The organism is Noviherbaspirillum sp. FW303-A3, from assembly GCF_058788695.1.
On the sequence record NZ_JBYTAZ010000001.1, the window covers coordinates 5195462 to 5212135 of the forward strand.

The following is a 16674-nucleotide window of genomic DNA, read 5'->3' on the forward strand; positions in this document are numbered from 1 at the left end:
TTCATGAAACTCACTACGCACTCTCTGGTGCTGCTGTCTGCGGCACTGATCGCAGCTTGCGGCAGCAGCGACGATCCGGAGCCTGTCGCATCCCAGTCGTCCGTGCCTGCCGCATCCGGAGCGCCGGCACCGGCATCCGGCGCTTCGCTGACCATCGACAAGGTCGCCGGCGCGAGCGGTTTCAATGCACTGCTTGCCGCCGCAACCAAGGCCGACCTCGGGGCTGCGCTGGCGGATGGGAACACGCAGCTGACCGTATTTGCGCCAACTGACGAGGCATTCTCCAGGCTGGCGTCGGCGCTGGGGTTTTCGAGCGCGGCCGCGATGGTCGACGCGCTGCCGGCGGCGACACTGCGCAGTATCCTGACTTACCACGTTCTCCCCGGAGCAAAGCGGGCCGCCGAACTGAGCGCAGCATCCCAGTCCTCCCAATCGACCTTGTACAGTTTCGACGGGCAGCCGTCAGCGGTGGCGGTCGGCGCGAGCCAGGCGGGCGTCACACTCACCGACGCCGCGCTGACATCTGCACGGGTAACGGCAGCCGATGTGGCGGCCAGCAATGGTGTGGTCCATGCGATCGACAAGGTACTGGTTCCGCCCGGCGTCTTGAACATCGTCCAGATGGCGCAGCTCAATCCGGACCTGTCCTCGCTGGTCGCCGCCGTGGGCAGCGCCAACCTGCAGCAAGCCTTGTCAGGCGCCGGGCCGTTCACCGTGTTCGCCCCGACCAATGCGGCGTTCGCGCAAGCGCCATCGGGACTGAGCGCGATCCAGCTGGGAACAGTGCTCCGGTATCACGTCCTCGGGACGCAAGTTCTCGCGTCGCAGATTCCGTTCGGGACGCCGGTCAGTACGCTGACGACACAGGCCATCGTGATCAATGCCGGTACGCCGCCGACGATCAGCGACACGACGGCAGCGGCGGCCAGGATCGTGGCGACCAACGTCAGGGCGAGCAATGGGGTGATCCATGTGATCGACAAGGTACTCATTCCGGCCTTGTGATCGCAGGAATGAAAACGGGGCGGCAGCCTTGCGGCCCCGCCCCGTCATCGTGAAAGGTAGAGGATCAGAGCGACAGGATCCACTGGATCAGGTTCTTGATCTGATCGGCGTCCTTGGTCTTCGGGATCTTGTGTTCTTCTTCGTGGCCGTCTTCGAACTTCACTTTCTGGCCGCTGCTCAGGTGCTTGATCAGGCGTGCCTCGGCATCGGCCTTGCCACGGTTCTTCTCTGCGATCTGCTTGTAGGCCGGACCGTCCTTGGCGCGGTCGATGCCGTGGCAGCGCAGGCAGCCTTCCTGGCGTGCGAGCTTTTCGGCAGCGGCGGCGTCAACCGCCAGCGACGGCTGCGTGGTGAAGAAAGCCGCAGCGGCTGCGATCAAGGTCAGCAGGTTCGCGGGCTTGGTGATGAATTGCATGTCATGCTCTCCTGATAAGCAAGGTAGATAGGTGGGGGCGTCGAGCAAGCGGGGAGTGTTGCAGGCAGCTTGTTTGCAGGAAATATTTTGACATGGATTAAGACGGCGTGCTGATTCTTGGCGGGATGGCATGGCGAAAAGCGAACTTTTCACGACATTTCCCGCCTACAGCAATGACGTGAACAGTCTGTCAATGGAGGGCGTATGGCCGGGAATCGGATCGCAGGTCCTGTGTCACCGGTGCGGCGCCGCGTTTTGTCGGCCGGGATCGCCGCGCTTGCCGCCGGCCTGGTGCATGTTCCTTGCCGGGCTCAGATCGTGCCTCCACCCGGCCTGGACGTGCCCTACGATCCGTCGCCGCCGGATGTGGTCGACCGCATGCTTGCCCTTGCCGCCGTGACGCGTGACGACCTGCTGTACGACTTGGGTTGCGGCGACGGCCGCATCGTCATCGCCGCCGCCCAGAAGTACGGCGCGCGTGGCGTCGGCATCGACCTCGACCCGCGGCGCGTGGAAGAAGCAAGGGATAACGCGAAGGGCGCCGGCGTCGACAGCCGCGTGACGTTCCGTGTGGGCGACATGTACACGGCAGATTTTTCGGACGCCACCGTCGTCACGCTCTTCCTCTGGCCGCATGTGAACCGCAAGCTGCGCCCCATCCTCTGGCGGCAGTTGAAGGTCGGCACACGCGTCGTTTCCCATCTCTGGGACATGGGGCCGGAGTGGGTGCCGGACAGGAGCGAGACGGTGCGCGACCGGAAGATCCATCTCTGGACCATCACGGACACGCAAAAGCGAGCAGTCTAATTTTGTACTGGCTGAGCGCGCTCTATGCCGGGCGGCGTGCTGCTGTTGGGAATGCTCTCGCTGTCGGTCGCGTCGGCGCGGCTGCCCAGTTTCATCGCGTACTCGTGCGTGAACAGCGACCCGTAGAAAAAGATCTGCGCCGAGTAATAGACCCAGGTAATCAGGATGACCACCGAGCCGGCTGCCCCGTAGGCGGAACTGATGTCGGCGCTGGCAACGTAAATGCCGATCAGCGTCTTGCCGATGATGAACAGCACGGCGGTAATCAGCGCGCCTACAATCACGTCCTTCCACGCGATTTTCGTCGCGGGCAGGTACTTGAAGATGACGGCGAACAGGCCGGTCACGATGGCGAAGGACACGAGGTGCGAGATCGTCACGCTGATGATCTTGAGCGGCGATCCTTCACCCCCCGGCCAGATGCTGTCCATTGCCGCAAGCGCCGTGCTGACCGCCAGCGAAATGAGCAGCATCAGCGCGATCACCAGGATCAGTCCGAAGGAAAGCACGCGCTGGCGAATGAAAGACCAGATGCCGGACTCCTTCGACGGCGGGACTTCCCACAGTTCATCGAGACTGTCCTTCAGTTCGGAAAATGCGCTCGTCGCACTGATCAGCACCAGTGCCGCCGAGATCAGGCCCGCCATGAGGCCCGCGTCCTCATTCTGTGCCCCGGCAAGGATGGTGCGTACCGCGTCGCCGCCTTGCTCACCCATGAGCCCCGACATCTGCTGGAGCAGGGCATCGCGTACCGTGTCCTGGCCGAAGAAGAAGCCGGCGATAGTCACGACCAGCACCAGCATGGGCGCCAGGGAGAACAGGGTGTACAGCGATAGTGCCGCGCCTTTGCTGGCGGCTCGATGGGCCGACCATTCCTTGGCGGCCGAGATGGCGATATGAAACAGGGCTTTGGGTTTCGATTCCTTGCGCAGGGAGGCGACCTCGTCCGATTTCTTCCGGACGGCTTCCTTGCGTGCCGCTTCCTGCAACTGACGCTGCGCCTGTTCCTTGTCGAAGGCGCTGTCGTAGCCGACCGCGGGCGTCGTGACGTATGAGACGGATGCCTGTCGCGCGGTCATGGGGCGCTTCGAGCGTTTGCGGAGAACAAGGACCGAAAGCACCGCCACCGCAACCTGGAGCACGCCCGAGACGATTTCGCCCGGGTCGACCTGATGCTGCGTTTTCATGGACTTCTCCTGATGTGTTTTCGACTTAGGAGCGGGAAATGTTGATATTTGTTCCATGCGGAGAGCGGGCGCGTTGCCGCGATGTTCCGACTGTCAAACGGAATTGATGTTAAATTTGCATTTTTTTGCCGAGGAGGCGCGTCGAGGACGATGAAATACCAGCTCGCCATTTTCGATTTCGATGGAACGCTGGCGGACTCGTTTCCGTTTTTCGCGGGCCAGTTCAACCATCTTGCGGAACGCTACCGCTTCAGGAAAATCGATCCTGAAAAAGTCCACGCCTACCGGCACTACACGGCGGCGGAAATGATGCGGCACGTCGGCTTGCCGCGCTGGAAACTGCCCGTCGTCGCATCGGGTTTCATCGCCCTGATGCGGGAGAATGCCGACAGCATCCCCCTGTTCGAGAGCGTCGGCGACACGCTGCAGCATCTCTCCAATGCCGGCATCTACCTCGCCATCATGTCGTCCAATGCGGAAGACAATATCGTCCGCGTGCTGGGGCCGCAGAATTCGGCCCTGATCAGGCATTTCGATTGCGGGATGTCGATCTTCGGCAAGGCGGCGAGGATCAGGAACCTGCTGAAAAAGACCGCCATCCTCGCCAGCAGGGAAATTTACATCGGCGACCAGCTTACCGACCTGGAAGCAGCACGCAAGGAAGGGATCGCGTTCGGGGCGGTCTCATGGGGCTACGGCGCGATCGAGTCGTTCCGGCAGCATGCTCCCGAGGAAGAGTTCGGCCAGGTGTCGGATATCAAGCGGATCGCCTGAGTCATTTCTTTCCCGGCGGCGGCGCCTGCGGTTTCTTCCCAGCTTCCTTCAGCAAGGACACGCAGGGACTGTCCTCGGCCGGCCCGGGGTTGATCAGCGCCAGCAAGGCCGCTGCAGGAGCGGCGGCCACCCCGAGCACCGTCGCCGCTGCCGCCTTGGCTGCCACCACACCCTTGTCCACGCCGAAATCGGGTTCCTTGAACGTGCCGCTCACGTACAGCGGCGAGCGCAGGGAAATGATGCGCACGCCCTTGCTTTCCGGTTGAATGGTCAGGTTCAGTTTTTCTTCCGCAAAACTGATATTGCCGTCGGCGGTGATCGTCGCATCATTGGTGTCGATGACGAACAGCCGCGTTTGCATCACGCCATCCTTCACCGCGAAGTCAGCCGCCATGCAGTTGAGCTGCACCTGGCGGTCGCCGAACAGCTTGGCGGCAAGCGCGCTGGCGATGTTCAGGCCGGCGGCCTCGAGGATGAACTTGCTGATGCTGCCCTGGCTGATGAGCGACTTCACTTCGCCGTTGGAAGAGGCGAGCAGGGCGGCGAAGGAGTTGCCCGTGGCGCTCAGTTCGGCGTCGCCATTGACTTCACCGATACTCGCCTGCATCGATTCGGCCTTGGGGAAGAGTTCCTTCAGGCGCAGTCCGCGTGCCGACATCTTCATCCTCGCCTTGGCGGGATTGCCGCGGCCATTGATGTTCAGCTCGGTGGTCAGCCTTCCGCCCGCAATCCCGAAGTTGAGCGGCCCCAGCGACAGCAGTCCGTTGTCCATCGTTACATTCGTCTGCAGGTTGTCGATGGGCAGCGCTGCATCGCGGATGATTTTCTTGCCGCTGAACTTGACCTTGACGTCCATCTTGCCCCAGCGGTCGGTCTTGAACGGGGACACGGGGAGGACTTTGCCGGGAGGGATTTTCGCTTCTTCGTCCTCCTTGTTGGCTTCCTCATCGGTGCCGACAAGGGCGCGCAGGTCGGTCAGACGCAACTGGTTGGACACTACTTCGCCGCCCAGGAAGGGGCGCGGCTTGCGGTGCAGGTATTCGAGCGTGCCGCCGATGTCGCTGTCGCCGACCTTGCCCTGGAATTTTTCGTAGCGCACGCGGATGTCGTCCGGCTTGAAGCTGGCGACTACGCGGCCCTCGGTGGAGAATTTCGGTGTTTCCGGCAGCACCAGGCCGCTGATCGGAAACAGGTCGGCCATGCTGGCGCCAAGGATCTTGAGCTTGAGGTCGAGCGCGCTCGGATGTGCCGGGTCGGTGAGCCGCCCGTCGGCGGTGATCGTCGTTTCGCCCACCTTCAGCGTAGCCTCCACCGGATACTGCACGTTCTTTTCCATCAGCGTCAGCAGGCCGCCCGCCTTGCCGCCGCCGCCCACGCGCTCGCCGTTGAAAGTGCCTCCCAGCCTGAAGTTGACCGTGCCGTCATCCGACGTGTCGATCTGCGCGGTGGCATCGGCTTTCTTCGCCGGATCGACGTAGCGCACATTGCCGTTCTTGATGGCAAGACTGTGCAGCGAGAAGGTCCACGCCGACGGCTCGTCCTCTTCCTCCTTCTTGAAGGTCCAGTTGTTCTTGTCGTCCTTGCTCTTCTCCAAAGTCACCGTGCCGCCATCGATGACCAGGGTGCGGATGCTGATGGTCTTCGTGGACAAGGCGAGCGGATTGACCGTGGTGTCGACCTGCCGCACGCGTGCCATCATCGGGCCGGTTCGTGCCCAGTCCGGATTGCCGAGAGTGATGTCCTGGGCGCGGATGTGGGGCCAGGGGACGAAGCGCCGCCAGCCGACCTGCTGCTCCGGCGGTCGCTCCCAGCTGAACGACAGGTCGCCGTTGATGGCGAACGCGCGACCGGTGGCCTCGCTGACCTTGTCGTTGATCCAGGGCTTGAAACGGTTCCAGTCGAGGGACGATGCGATCGCCAGCAGCAATGCCAGCAGGGCGACGATCGACGCAAGCGTGATTCCAGCAATTTTCAGTCCACGTCTCATGACCGTTTGATTGCGGCTGGATATTACAGTTCGATCAATTAATGCAGGACAATGATGCGAGTCGATAGTTGCGTGCAATCAAGGCTGGACGCGGGTATCCGCAGGCAGTATTACTACGATATGGTCAGAGCGGCCGGCTGCGGTTACCTTCTGGCTGATAAAAAATATTGGAGACAGACCATGAGCCTTGCCCATCTTCTCACCCGCCACGCCCGCCAATCGGCAGGTCGGCCCGCGATATTGCATGGAGAGGCGGTGCATGCGACCTACGGCGAATGGGCGTCGCGCAGTGCCGGCCTCGCGCAGCGGTTCCGCGATGCCGGACTCGTGCCGGGCGACCGCGTGCTGTTATTCATGCGCAACCATCCGCGCTATCTCGAAGTGATCTGGGGCGCCTGGTGGGCCGGCCTCGTGGTCGTGCCGGTCAACGCCAAGCTCCATGCCAGGGAAGTGGAATGGATCATCGCCAATGCAGGAGCGCGCTGGGGTTTCGTAACCAAAGATGTCGCACCGGATGCGCTGGCCGGACTGGAGCGCCAGGTGGACATCGAATCGCCTGAGGCGGATATGCTGCTTGCCGCGGCATCGGACCCGATGGCCATCCCGGTTGCCGAACGCGCACAGGACGACACCGCCTGGCTGTTCTACACCAGCGGCACCACCGGCCGGCCCAAAGGCGTGATGATCACCCACCGCAACCTGATGACCATGGGGCTCACGTATTTCGTGGATGTCGATGCGGTATCGCCGGAGGACGCGATCGTCTATGCCGCCCCGATGTCGCATGGCGCGGGCCTGTATGCAATTCCGCATCTCATGGCCGGCGCGCGGCATGTGGTGCCGGCGTCGGGCGGCGTGGACCCCGCAGAGCTGTTTGATCTGGGCAGGGCGGCCGGACCGCTTTCCACCTTCGCCGCGCCGACCATCGTCAAGCGCCTGGTGGACCATGCGGAGCAAACCGGCCTGTCGCCGGAGGGCGCAGCCCGTTCGTTCAAGACCATCGTGTACGGCGGCGCGCCGATGTACGTGGCCGACATCCAGCGGGCGCTGCGCGTGATGGGGCCGCGCTTCGTGCAGATCTACGGGCAGGGCGAAACGCCGATGGTCGCCACCGCACTGTCGCGCCGTCACCTCGCGGATTCCGGCCATCCTCGCTATCTCGAACGAATTGCCTCGGTCGGCATTGCGCAGGCGCCCGTGCAGGTCCGCGTCACTGACGAGAACGGGCGCGACCTGCCCGCAGGAGACGTCGGCGAAGTGCTGGTCAAGGGCGACAGCGTCATGGCCGGCTACTGGCGCAATGACGCCGCGACAGCCGCCGCCATTCGCGATGGCTGGCTGTTTACCGGGGATGTCGGGTGCCTGGATGCGGACGGTTTCCTCACGCTGAAAGACCGCAGCAAGGACCTCATCATCAGCGGGGGCTCCAATATCTATCCGCGCGAAGTGGAGGAGGTGCTGCTGACTTGCCCGGGCGTGGCCGAGGCGGCCGTTGTCGGTGCGCCCGATCCGGAATGGGGCGAGGTGGTGGTGGCCTTTGTTGTTCCGTCCGCCGGCGCGGAAGTCACAGAGGAGTTACTGGACCGGCACTGCCTGGAACAGATCGCGCGCTTCAAGCGGCCGAAACGTTACCTGCTTGTGGGGCAGCTGCCGAAGAACAACTACGGAAAAGTGCTGAAGACGGAGTTGCGCACGCGGCTCTCGGAAAGCATTCAGGGCGCCGCGCAAGCAAATAACCTGGCATGAAGCCGTCGCGAGTTAGGTCGCATGTTCAGAAGGTCGGGCTTTGCAGCCCAACCTGCCATGCCGGAAAGGCTATTTCAGCCCCGGCCCATTATTGCCGCGTACTTCAATGGTCGCCTGCTGTTGGCGCAAGTGATCGATTAGCGTTTCGTCGGCTTTTGGCTTCTGGGCCCACTGATCGAAATACACCAGCTGGTCTATGGGCAGCCTGGGCAACCAACCTGCGCTTTCCAGTTCCGGTTTTTGGTAGAAATGACTGACATAGCCGAGACAGAGGTAGGCGACCGGGGTAATGCTACGGGGGATGCCGAGTGCATCCTGCAAGTCGTCCTGGTTGAAGATGCTCACCCAGCCCACCCCCAGGCCTTCTGCGCGGGCGGCCAGCCATAGATTTTGCACGGCACAGACACTGCTATAGAGATCCATGGTCCGGATATGGGTGCGCCCCACCACAACGGGGCCAGTGCGCTCGCGATCGCAGGTGATGCAAAGGTTGACCGGCGACTCGAGGATGCCTTCGAGCTTGAGGCTGCTGTAGATGTCGCGCTTGTTACCGTCGAACATCTGCGAAGCTTCGTCATTGGCCTTCTTGAATACGTCGTGGACCCTTTGCTTCACCTCCTGCGAGCGGACCAGCAGAAAATTCCAGGGCTGCATGAAGCCCACCGAAGGAGCATGGTGCGCTGCCATCAATACCCGGCTTAAAACCTCGTCGGGAACGGGATCGGGCAAAAATTGCCCACGCACGTCCCGGCGGCTGAAAATGGCCTGATAAACTGCGGCACGGGCCGCATCGGAAAATTGGTGTTCGGTCTGGATGGTCTGGTTTTCCATGGATTCCCCTTCAGGAAAAGTATCGGCTGCCGGGCCTTGCAGCCGCTGTCGATCTTCAGGCCGGTCTTCTGACTCGGATTCATCCGTGCAGAGCGCCTTCCCGACTCGCGCCAGTGGCATTCAGCTCTGCCCGTCCTCCTCACAGCGTTGGGCACGTGGCGGAATCGCACCGCCTTCCCGATTCTCCCTTGCGGGCACCTGAAGAAAATCTGCCGCAGCATATGTCCGCGGCGGGCCGAATGCTATTACACATATGACACGAGGGCAATACGGAGTGGATTTGACCAAGGAATCCAGCCGGCTTGTCCGGCTGGCTGCTTTCAATGCCGCTTGACGGCGTCAGAACTCATCCCATTCATCATTTGTCCCGGTCTTCAGTGCGACCAGCTGGCGGGGTTCCGTACGGCGTTGCGCGGCGACGGCCGTGCTGGAGGTGGTCTTGCGGCCCAGGTGCTTTGCGGGAGCGCGCATCTCCCGGACTGCCGGTTGATCGGACGGGACGCCGCCCGCGACCTTGAACACGCTGACGACACCCGCAAGCGATGCGGATTGTTCGCGCAGGGATTCGGACGCTGCAGCCGCTTCTTCCACCAGCGATGCATTCTGCTGTGTGACTTCATCCATCTGCGAGATGGCCTGGTTGATCTGCTCGATGCCGGCCGTCTGCTCGGTGCTGGCCGCCATGATCTCGCCCATGATGTCCGTCACGCGTTTGACGCTGTCGACAATCTCGGTCATCGTCGTGCCGGCCTGGTCCACCAGCCGCGATCCGGTATCCACCTTCTCGACGGAGTCGTCGATCAGCGCCTTGATTTCCTTGGCGGCCGAGGCGGAACGCTGCGCCAGGTTGCGCACTTCGGCGGCGACTACCGCGAAGCCGCGGCCCTGTTCGCCGGCGCGGGCCGCTTCCACTGCGGCATTCAGCGCAAGGATATTGGTCTGGAAGGCGATGCCGTCGATGACGCCGATGATGTCGACGATCTTCTTTGCCGACTCATTGATCGAACCCATCGTATCGACGACTTGCGAAACGACCGCTCCGCCCTTGCTTGCCACCTCGGAGGCGGACATCGCGAGCTGGTTCGCCTGCTGGGCATTGTCGGCGTTCTGCTTCACCGTGGAGGTCAGCTCTTCCATCGACGAGGCAGTTTCTTCCAGCGAGCTTGCCTGTTCTTCAGTGCGTGAGGAGAGGTCGAGGTTGCCGGTCGCGATCTGGCTGGAGGCCGAGGCGATGGATTCCGTTCCCTTGCGTACTTCCTGGACGATATTGGAGAGGCTGTCGCGCATTGCTTTCATTGCGGACAGCATGCTCGTATTGTCATCCTTGCGCAGAGAAACATTGACTGTCAGGTCGCCGCTTGCGATGCGGTTGGCGATCTCGGTGGCGTAGGCCGGCTCGCCGCCCAATTGCCTGACAAGCCCGCGTGTAATGGTCACCGCAGCAGAAATGCCGGCCACGAGCGCGAGGGCGGACAGCAGGAGCATCCAGAATCGCGCGCTCTCATAGGCTTCGTCGGCGGCCTGGGCGTCCTTCGTGTTGTTTTGCTTCTGGAAGTTGATATTTTCGTCCAGCGCCTCCTGCCATTTCCGGGTAGCCGGCGCAGCGGTCTCCATCAGGAATTGCGTTGCTTCGGCATCCTTGTTCTCTTTCGCCAGTTCAATGACTTTTTGATTGAGCGGGCGTGCGGTCTGCATGGCTGTACTGATACGCGTCCGGAATCCCTTGCCGGTTTCGCTTGCGGGCGTCTTGTCCAGTGCCGCCGCGGCGTCGTCGTATTTCTTGCGCATTTCGACGATCTTGGCGATTTCCGTTTCGATAGTGGCCGCATCCTGAAGCAGGACGACGGTCCGGGTGATGCGCGAAACCACGTGGACGGCCTCCGACATATCCTGCAGGAGTCCCATCTTGTACACGTTGTCGTTGACGATTTCGTCGACGCGATCATCTATCTGCCGCATCCGGAGTATGCCGAGCGCGGCGATAAATGCGAGCATGACGAGCACGATGCCGAAACCGAGGCCGAGGCGGTGGCTGACCTTCATCTTGGAAAGATTCACGATATCTCCCTGTCGAGGTGATTGGAACGCGGTTATCAGGCTGCGTGACGAAGGGCCGTGCCAAGGCCGAGCACTTCGTCATTGACCACTTTGTCGATGTCGAGGAGGATGAGCATCCGTTCCCCGATCGTGGCCAGCCCCTTGAGGTAGTTGCTGTCGAGCGCGGTGCCCATTTCCGGCGCCGGCTTGACATCGTCAGGCGAGAGTGCGACGACATCCGATACGCTGTCGACGACAATGCCGATGACACGTGTGTCGATATTGAGAATGATGACGACCGTGAACTGATCGTACGTGATCGTGCCCACATTGAAGCGGATGCGCATGTCGATGATCGGGACGATGATGCCGCGCAGGTTGATCACCCCCTTGATGAAATCCGGTGCATTGGCGATGGTGGTGACGGCCTCATAGCCGCGAATTTCCTGTACCTTGAGGATGCCGATTGCGTACTCTTCCTTGCCCAGCCTGAACGACAGGACTTCGTTTTCGTTGCTGCTTTGAGTGTCGCTGCTCATGTCTCCTCCTTGTTAATTTGAAACAGCAATGGGACGTTTTACGGTCTGGCGAAATTAGAGGGAACGCAAAAACACGCACGGTTGCCGTGCATTGACAACGAGCGCGTTCAGCAGGTAATTGCCGGTGGAAAAAGGTGATTCCCGAGAGGGAGGGGCGCCGCTGGATTTCCTTTTGCAGCGTTGTACGGATGTGGATGAGGACTCCCGATACGGGATGCCGGTCTTGTATTGCGAAGTACCCTGACGCAGATTCTGACGTCTTGCATGTCTCCGGCTCCCGATTCAATTTCCACGGGAAAATTAAATCGTACGAAGTGGAGGATTGCCTCTCATGTTTATGGTGGAATCCGTGCCAGTTTGCAATTATTTGATCTGGATCAAGTTTTTCGGCTCGGTGAAATCCTGTGACGATTAACGCCGCAATATCAGTGAAGCCTGCACCAGGAAGCAAATTCCTGCGCGGGGAGGGGCTGGCTGAACAGGAAGCCCTGTGCCTGGTCGCATCCGAAATCGCGCAGGAAGTTCATCGACTCTTCCGACTCGATGCCTTCGCCCACCACCTTGAGGTTCAGCGTCCTGCCGAGTGCGATGATGGCTTCGGTGATCGACCGGCTGCGTTTGTCGCTGGCCATGGCGTGGATGAAGGAACGGTCGATCTTCAGTTTGTCCAGGGGGAGGCTGCCGAGGTAGCTGAGACTGGAATAGCCCGTTCCGAAATCGTCGAGGGAGATTCGGATGCCGATGGTCTGGAGCTGGCGGAGTTTGGCCACGGTTTCCGGGATGTTGTCCATCAGGGTGCTTTCCGTGACTTCGATTTGCAGGAAGGAGGGGTTCATGCCGGAGTCCTCGACGGCCTGCATGGTGACCGATGCAAAAGAGGGCTGCCGGAACTGGATCGGTGACACGTTGATGGAAATGGTGATCGGCTGCAGCCCGGCTTCAATCGCATCTCGAGGCGGAGCAGATCGTTTTCCCGATCGTTGATGCCGGGCGAGTAAATCTTGAAGTTGCTGCGGCCCGCCTTCTTCGCGGCGTCGAGCACGGATGTGGAAGGGGTTGCGGCGGTGCCGAGGATTTCCGGCGCGTTTTCCGAAAATGTCAGGCTTCCTGCCGCGATGTCCCAGTCCCACACCAGCATGCGCGCGGCGATCATGCCTTCCTGCAGCCTGTCCTGGCTTTCGCGCAGCGCCGCCTGCGTCCGGTAGGCTTCGGTGACTTCATTGAGCTGGCAGAGAAATAGGCTTCGTTGGCCATGTCGAATACATGGTCTTTTCCCCGGAAGACGACGATCGGACTCGGCGCCTGCCTGAACAGTTCGCGCAGGAATATGCCACTCTGCGCATCGTCCAGTTCGACTGGCGAGCCGTCTTCCGATACGCGGACCGCTTCCCGCAGGCGCTCCAGCTCCGTGACGTCGATCGGATGCTACCTGTCCTCCTGGCCGTTCCCGGCAGGCAAGGGCTGGGATGTCGTCATTCGTGCTGCCCTGCGGTAACGGATCTCATGGAAAGCCCGGCGAGCGGGCCGTGCGTGCGATTGCTCGTGTGATAGACGGCAGACGGATACCAGTAGTTTCCCGGTCACCCGGCTATGTGTCGAAGGACGCTTGGCGAGGCATATCTGCCTTGATTTTCATCAACAGAAAGTTTCCTTTGAAAATCATGGACATAAGGAAGCATTTCCTCACTTGTCCACAGAATTGACCACAGCTGTTGTGGGGAACTCGGGATCGGGGGCTTTGCCCGTACGGACGAAAAAAAAACCGCAGACCTTGCGGTTTGCGGGTTAATCCAATTCAAGAAGAGTTGGAGGAGACAGGTGTAACTTTATCGCACCGCAGCATAGTTGTCCTCTTTATTGTTGTTATATGAGTTATATGAATTAGTTATAAGGACGTTGAAAATAAGAAAGCCCGCTATGCAAATGCGTCGCGGGCTCCTGTCTCACTCGTCATCCTGAAACGGATTTTTTTGGTGCAGCGATGGGGATATTACAATGAAAATTTCGCATTTCTCGAAAAAATAACCGTATGCATCGAATTTTTGAGAAATGTTATCCGGCAGCCTTTTCACGCTCCTGCAACTCCCGCCATTGCAGCTTTCCGGTCGAGGATTTGGGCAGGGCATCGACAAACTGCACGATGCGCGGGCTCTTGTAGGCGGCCATGTTGGCGTGCGCCCAGTCGATGATTTCCTGCTCGCTGACCTTGCCGCGCCAGGCCTCGCGCAGCACGACTACGGCCTTTACCGTCTCGCCGCGTTTCGCATCCTGCGCGGCGATGACGCAGGCTTCCTGGATGGCTGGATGCTGGTACAGCAAGGATTCCACTTCCGCCGGCCAGACCTTGAAGCCGGATGCGTTGATCATGCGCTTCAGCCGGTCGACCATGAAGAAATAGCCGTCCTCGTCGGTCTGCGCCAGGTCGCCGGTGCGCAGGAACCGCTTGCCGTCGATTTCGACAAAGGTCTCGGCGCTGGCCTGCGGATTGTTCCAATAGCCTTGCATGACGTGCGGGGCATGCACGATGATCTCGCCGACTTCGCCCGGCGGCAGTTCGTGGAAATCCGCCGGATCGACTACGCGCGCATCGACGTCATAGAGCGGAATGCCGAGGCATTGCTTCATCGGCCGGTGCATCGGGTTGATGTGCGTGGCGCCGATGGTTTCCGACATGCCGTAGCCCTCGACATAGGGCACGCCGATCAGCTCCTTCATCTTTTGCGCGACCGCTTCCGGCATCGCCGCGCCGCCGCCGCGGATACCGTGCAGGCTGGAGAAGTCGTACTCGCCAATGCGCGGATTGGCCAGCAGGTCCACCACCATGGTCGCGATCAGCTGCATGGTCTTGACCTTGTAGCGCTGCACGCATTCCGCCGCCACTTCGCGGTCCCAGCGCGTGAGCAGGACGATGGTGCCGCCGTGGTACAGCGGGCCGCTCATGCTGCCCACCATGCCGGTGACGTGGAAGAAGGGCAGTACCGACAGGATCACCGCATCCTGGTTGGTATTGAACCACTGCATGCTGGCCGCCACCGAAAACATCACGCCGCGATGGGTATGCATGCATCCCTTCGGATGGCCGGTTGTGCCGGAGGTGTATGGCATGACGCACAGGTCATCCGGACCGGCGGTGAGCGGGCCGGGATGGAGGCGCTGCGCCAGCATGTCGTTCCAGAGGGTGACGCCGGGGCCGGTGATGGGCTGGCGCGGCGCTGCTACCACGTCCGGCAGGCGAAGGTCGGTCGGGCGGCGGATATAGTCCGAATAGGCGGCCACGAGGATATGTTCCAGGCCTTCGCCCACCAGCGGCCCCATCTGCGGATACAGGTCCTGGGCGACGATGGCGACCTTGGCGCCGGTATCCTTCACGTAATGCCGCAATTCGTTGGTCAGGTTCATCGGATTGACCGGTACGACCACGGCGTTGGCGCGCAGGATGCCGTAATACGCCAGCACGAACTGCGGGCTGTTCTGCATGTAAAGCAGCACACGGTCGCCTCGCCGTACTCCGCACTTCTGCTCCAGCCATCCGGCCATGCGCTCGGCCTCGTCGCGGAATTCGGCGTAGCTGATGGGCGTGTCGTAATACTGGATGTATGGCTTGTCCGGCCAGCGCGTGGCGGAGACCTCCACGTTGTAGAAGAGATTGGTCTGAGGTGCGCTCAGCGTACGGGAATGGCCGGCTGGCCAATGGGCGAAATGGCGATCTGACATGGCTTGTTGTTCTGCAATGCAGAATTAAGTTCCAAAATTGACATGTGATCGTAACAGGCTGGGCAAGTGCTGTAAACCGGCACCTGAACCGGCGGGGAGACAAGGGTCTAACCCCAATATCGTTTTGAACAGGAGTCAGCATGTACAGGTACACGATCGTCCCCATCGCCCTGCTGGCAGTGTCCGGCGCCGTATTTGCGCAATCCGCCACGCCGTCGGAGCCTGCAAGGGAGCCAGGCAGCCTGCGCGAGGCGATCCAGGAATCAAGCGGTGCGTCAGGGACGAAAGGGCGCGGCGCCAGCGGTACCGCGCCCACCACAGAAGGAAACAAGGCGCTTAATTCGAACGTGCGCGGCAGTTCGTCCGATGCATCGACCTCGGATCGTGACACATCGCGGCGCTGGTTGGGCGTGGGGAGCACCGGGGGCGCCACAGGTACCGGCACCAGCTCGGGAACGACGGACGACCCGCCCTCCTCGGGAGGGGGCCGGCAGGGCAGTGCCGCGTCTGGAACGTCAAGCTCGGCGGATGACAGCACCCGCTCGCAACAAGAGTCGACAGACGGACTGCGGCAACCGGGCGGCAGCCGCTAGCCAAGGGGCGAGCGCGATGCCTGCGGACTCGCCCCAGGGTTCAACTGATCAGCGGGAGGTGGAGCCGGAGGGCGGCGTGGTAGTGCCGTACGACGGCGTTGTCGTCGAGCTTGTACCGCTTGTGCTGCCAGGCGATGTGTCGGAGCTTCCGCTGCCTGAGGTACCTGATCCGGTCGTCGACGTATCCGTGCCGGAAGTCCCCGACGTGCCGGTAGTGCTGGATGTCCCCGGCGTCGAACCGCTTCCTGTGCCCATCGAACCGCTGGACGATCCGGTGCCCGATGTGCCGGACGTCGAGCTGTCCATGCCGGACGTGCCGGATGTCGAACTGCCCGTTCCCGATGTGCCGGTTCCGGAGGTGCCCGACGAGGTGCTGCTATCCGTTGTGCCGGTGCCCGAGGACGATGTGCCCGTTGTCGAACTGCCGGATCCCGACGTGCCTGAACCGCTTGTGTCGCTGCCCGACGATCCCGACGTCGAACTGCCCGACCCGTAGCTCGGAGCGGAAGGCGTGCTCAGTGTGCCGGAACTGCTGTCCGTGGACGACGAACCGCTCGACGGGGAGCTGCTGCTCGTGCCGGAACCGCTGGACGTGTCGCTGCTTCCCGACGAGCTGCTGCCGCTTGTGCCCGAACCGCCGGAAGAGCTGTCGCTCTTGGGTGTTTCCACTGTGGTTGTCGTCGTGACCGTTCCCGATGCGCCGCTGCTTGAAGATGATGGGCTGGCCCCGGACGAAGATGCGCCCGCTTTGGACGGATCGGTGGTTGTCGTGGTCGTGGTGGTTTGTCCGAACGTCATCGTCGCAGTTCCGATCAGCGACAGAAAGATTGCGATAGGTAATTTTTTCATGCTCGCTCCTGAATTGGTTGAATTCGAAAGACCTCGGAAGGTAAGAATTAGACTGGAAATTGTTGACAGGTTCGCAGTTTTTCGGAGACGGAACGAGGGAGCGGGGAGGTTTGTCTGCCGTCATTGTTCTCCTGGCGCAAAGCCGTCCGATGCCGCGACGACTCCCTTGACAGCGCGTTGCCGCGGTTCC

Annotated in this window: 15 protein-coding genes and 1 riboswitch; of the genes, 6 read left to right on the forward strand and 9 right to left on the reverse strand. The window is 61.3% G+C overall.

Annotated elements, in window-relative coordinates; translation table 11 throughout:
* The first annotated feature begins 3 nt into the window (after nucleotides 1-3).
* Nucleotides 4-1005, forward strand: a complete 1002-nt coding sequence (locus AC3WOY_RS24830) for a fasciclin domain-containing protein (protein WP_492428696.1) — start codon at nucleotides 4-6, stop codon at nucleotides 1003-1005.
* A 64-nt stretch (nucleotides 1006-1069) separates the two neighbouring features.
* On the opposite strand, the gene AC3WOY_RS24835 is transcribed toward AC3WOY_RS24830, so the two are convergent.
* Nucleotides 1070-1420, reverse strand: a complete 351-nt coding sequence (locus tag AC3WOY_RS24835; RefSeq protein WP_492428698.1) for a c-type cytochrome — start codon at nucleotides 1418-1420, stop codon at nucleotides 1070-1072.
* A gap of 204 nt (nucleotides 1421-1624) precedes the next feature.
* Here AC3WOY_RS24835 and AC3WOY_RS24840 point away from each other — a divergent pair, with 204 nt between their 5' ends.
* Nucleotides 1625-2227 (forward strand): class I SAM-dependent methyltransferase, encoded by a 603-nt coding sequence (locus AC3WOY_RS24840; RefSeq protein WP_492428700.1) that lies wholly within the window; start codon nucleotides 1625-1627, stop codon nucleotides 2225-2227.
* Here AC3WOY_RS24840 and AC3WOY_RS24845 read toward each other — a convergent pair.
* The gene (locus AC3WOY_RS24845; RefSeq protein WP_492428702.1) at nucleotides 2224-3414 is read right to left on the reverse strand and encodes a YihY/virulence factor BrkB family protein; all 1191 of its coding nucleotides are present in this window, start codon (nucleotides 3412-3414) and stop codon (nucleotides 2224-2226) included. The genes AC3WOY_RS24840 and AC3WOY_RS24845 overlap by 4 nt on opposite strands.
* A 150-nt stretch (nucleotides 3415-3564) precedes the next feature.
* Between AC3WOY_RS24845 and AC3WOY_RS24850 the strand changes: the two genes are divergently transcribed.
* Nucleotides 3565-4188, forward strand: coding sequence for an HAD hydrolase-like protein (locus tag AC3WOY_RS24850; RefSeq protein WP_492428704.1), 624 nt, complete (start codon nucleotides 3565-3567; stop codon nucleotides 4186-4188).
* Between the two features lies 1 nt (nucleotide 4189).
* Here the strand turns inward: AC3WOY_RS24850 and AC3WOY_RS24855 are convergent, their stop codons facing one another.
* Nucleotides 4190-6175 carry an AsmA family protein gene (locus tag AC3WOY_RS24855; RefSeq protein WP_492428706.1) on the reverse strand — a complete coding sequence of 662 codons (1986 nt, stop codon included), beginning with the start codon at nucleotides 6173-6175 and terminating at the stop codon, nucleotides 4190-4192.
* Between the two features lie 180 nt (nucleotides 6176-6355).
* Between AC3WOY_RS24855 and AC3WOY_RS24860 the strand changes: the two genes are divergently transcribed.
* The gene (locus tag AC3WOY_RS24860; RefSeq protein ID WP_492428708.1) at nucleotides 6356-7921 is read left to right on the forward strand and encodes a class I adenylate-forming enzyme family protein; all 1566 of its coding nucleotides are present in this window, start codon (nucleotides 6356-6358) and stop codon (nucleotides 7919-7921) included.
* Between the two features lie 69 nt (nucleotides 7922-7990).
* Here the strand turns inward: AC3WOY_RS24860 and bluB are convergent, their stop codons facing one another.
* The 6 genes from bluB to AC3WOY_RS24890 form a co-directional block, all read right to left on the reverse strand.
* Complete coding sequence (bluB, locus tag AC3WOY_RS24865; protein ID WP_492428710.1) at nucleotides 7991-8752, reverse strand: 5,6-dimethylbenzimidazole synthase; 762 nt, start codon at nucleotides 8750-8752, stop codon at nucleotides 7991-7993.
* A 41-nt stretch (nucleotides 8753-8793) separates the two neighbouring features.
* Nucleotides 8794-8969, reverse strand: a riboswitch (cobalamin riboswitch).
* Between the two features lie 122 nt (nucleotides 8970-9091).
* Nucleotides 9092-10795 (reverse strand): methyl-accepting chemotaxis protein, encoded by a 1704-nt coding sequence (locus AC3WOY_RS24870; RefSeq protein ID WP_492429402.1) that lies wholly within the window; start codon nucleotides 10793-10795, stop codon nucleotides 9092-9094.
* Between the two features lie 50 nt (nucleotides 10796-10845).
* Complete coding sequence (locus tag AC3WOY_RS24875; protein WP_492428712.1) at nucleotides 10846-11328, reverse strand: chemotaxis protein CheW; 483 nt, start codon at nucleotides 11326-11328, stop codon at nucleotides 10846-10848.
* 425 nt (nucleotides 11329-11753) lie between these two features.
* Entirely contained in the window at nucleotides 11754-12233 is a 480-nt protein-coding gene (locus AC3WOY_RS24880) for an EAL domain-containing protein (protein ID WP_492428714.1), read from the reverse strand.
* Complete coding sequence (locus AC3WOY_RS24885) at nucleotides 12161-12481, reverse strand: hypothetical protein (protein WP_492428716.1); 321 nt, start codon at nucleotides 12479-12481, stop codon at nucleotides 12161-12163. The genes AC3WOY_RS24880 and AC3WOY_RS24885 overlap by 73 nt, the downstream gene beginning before the upstream one ends.
* A gap of 899 nt (nucleotides 12482-13380) precedes the next feature.
* On the reverse strand, nucleotides 13381-15042 hold the full coding sequence (locus AC3WOY_RS24890) for a long-chain fatty acid--CoA ligase (protein WP_492428718.1): 1662 nt from the start codon (nucleotides 15040-15042) through the stop codon (nucleotides 13381-13383).
* A 140-nt stretch (nucleotides 15043-15182) separates the two neighbouring features.
* Here AC3WOY_RS24890 and AC3WOY_RS24895 point away from each other — a divergent pair, with 140 nt between their 5' ends.
* Nucleotides 15183-15635 carry a hypothetical protein gene (locus AC3WOY_RS24895; RefSeq protein WP_492428720.1) on the forward strand — a complete coding sequence of 151 codons (453 nt, stop codon included), beginning with the start codon at nucleotides 15183-15185 and terminating at the stop codon, nucleotides 15633-15635.
* Between the two features lie 16 nt (nucleotides 15636-15651).
* The gene (locus AC3WOY_RS24900; RefSeq protein ID WP_492428722.1) at nucleotides 15652-16131 is read left to right on the forward strand and encodes a hypothetical protein; all 480 of its coding nucleotides are present in this window, start codon (nucleotides 15652-15654) and stop codon (nucleotides 16129-16131) included.
* Nucleotides 16132-16674 lie beyond the last annotated feature (543 nt).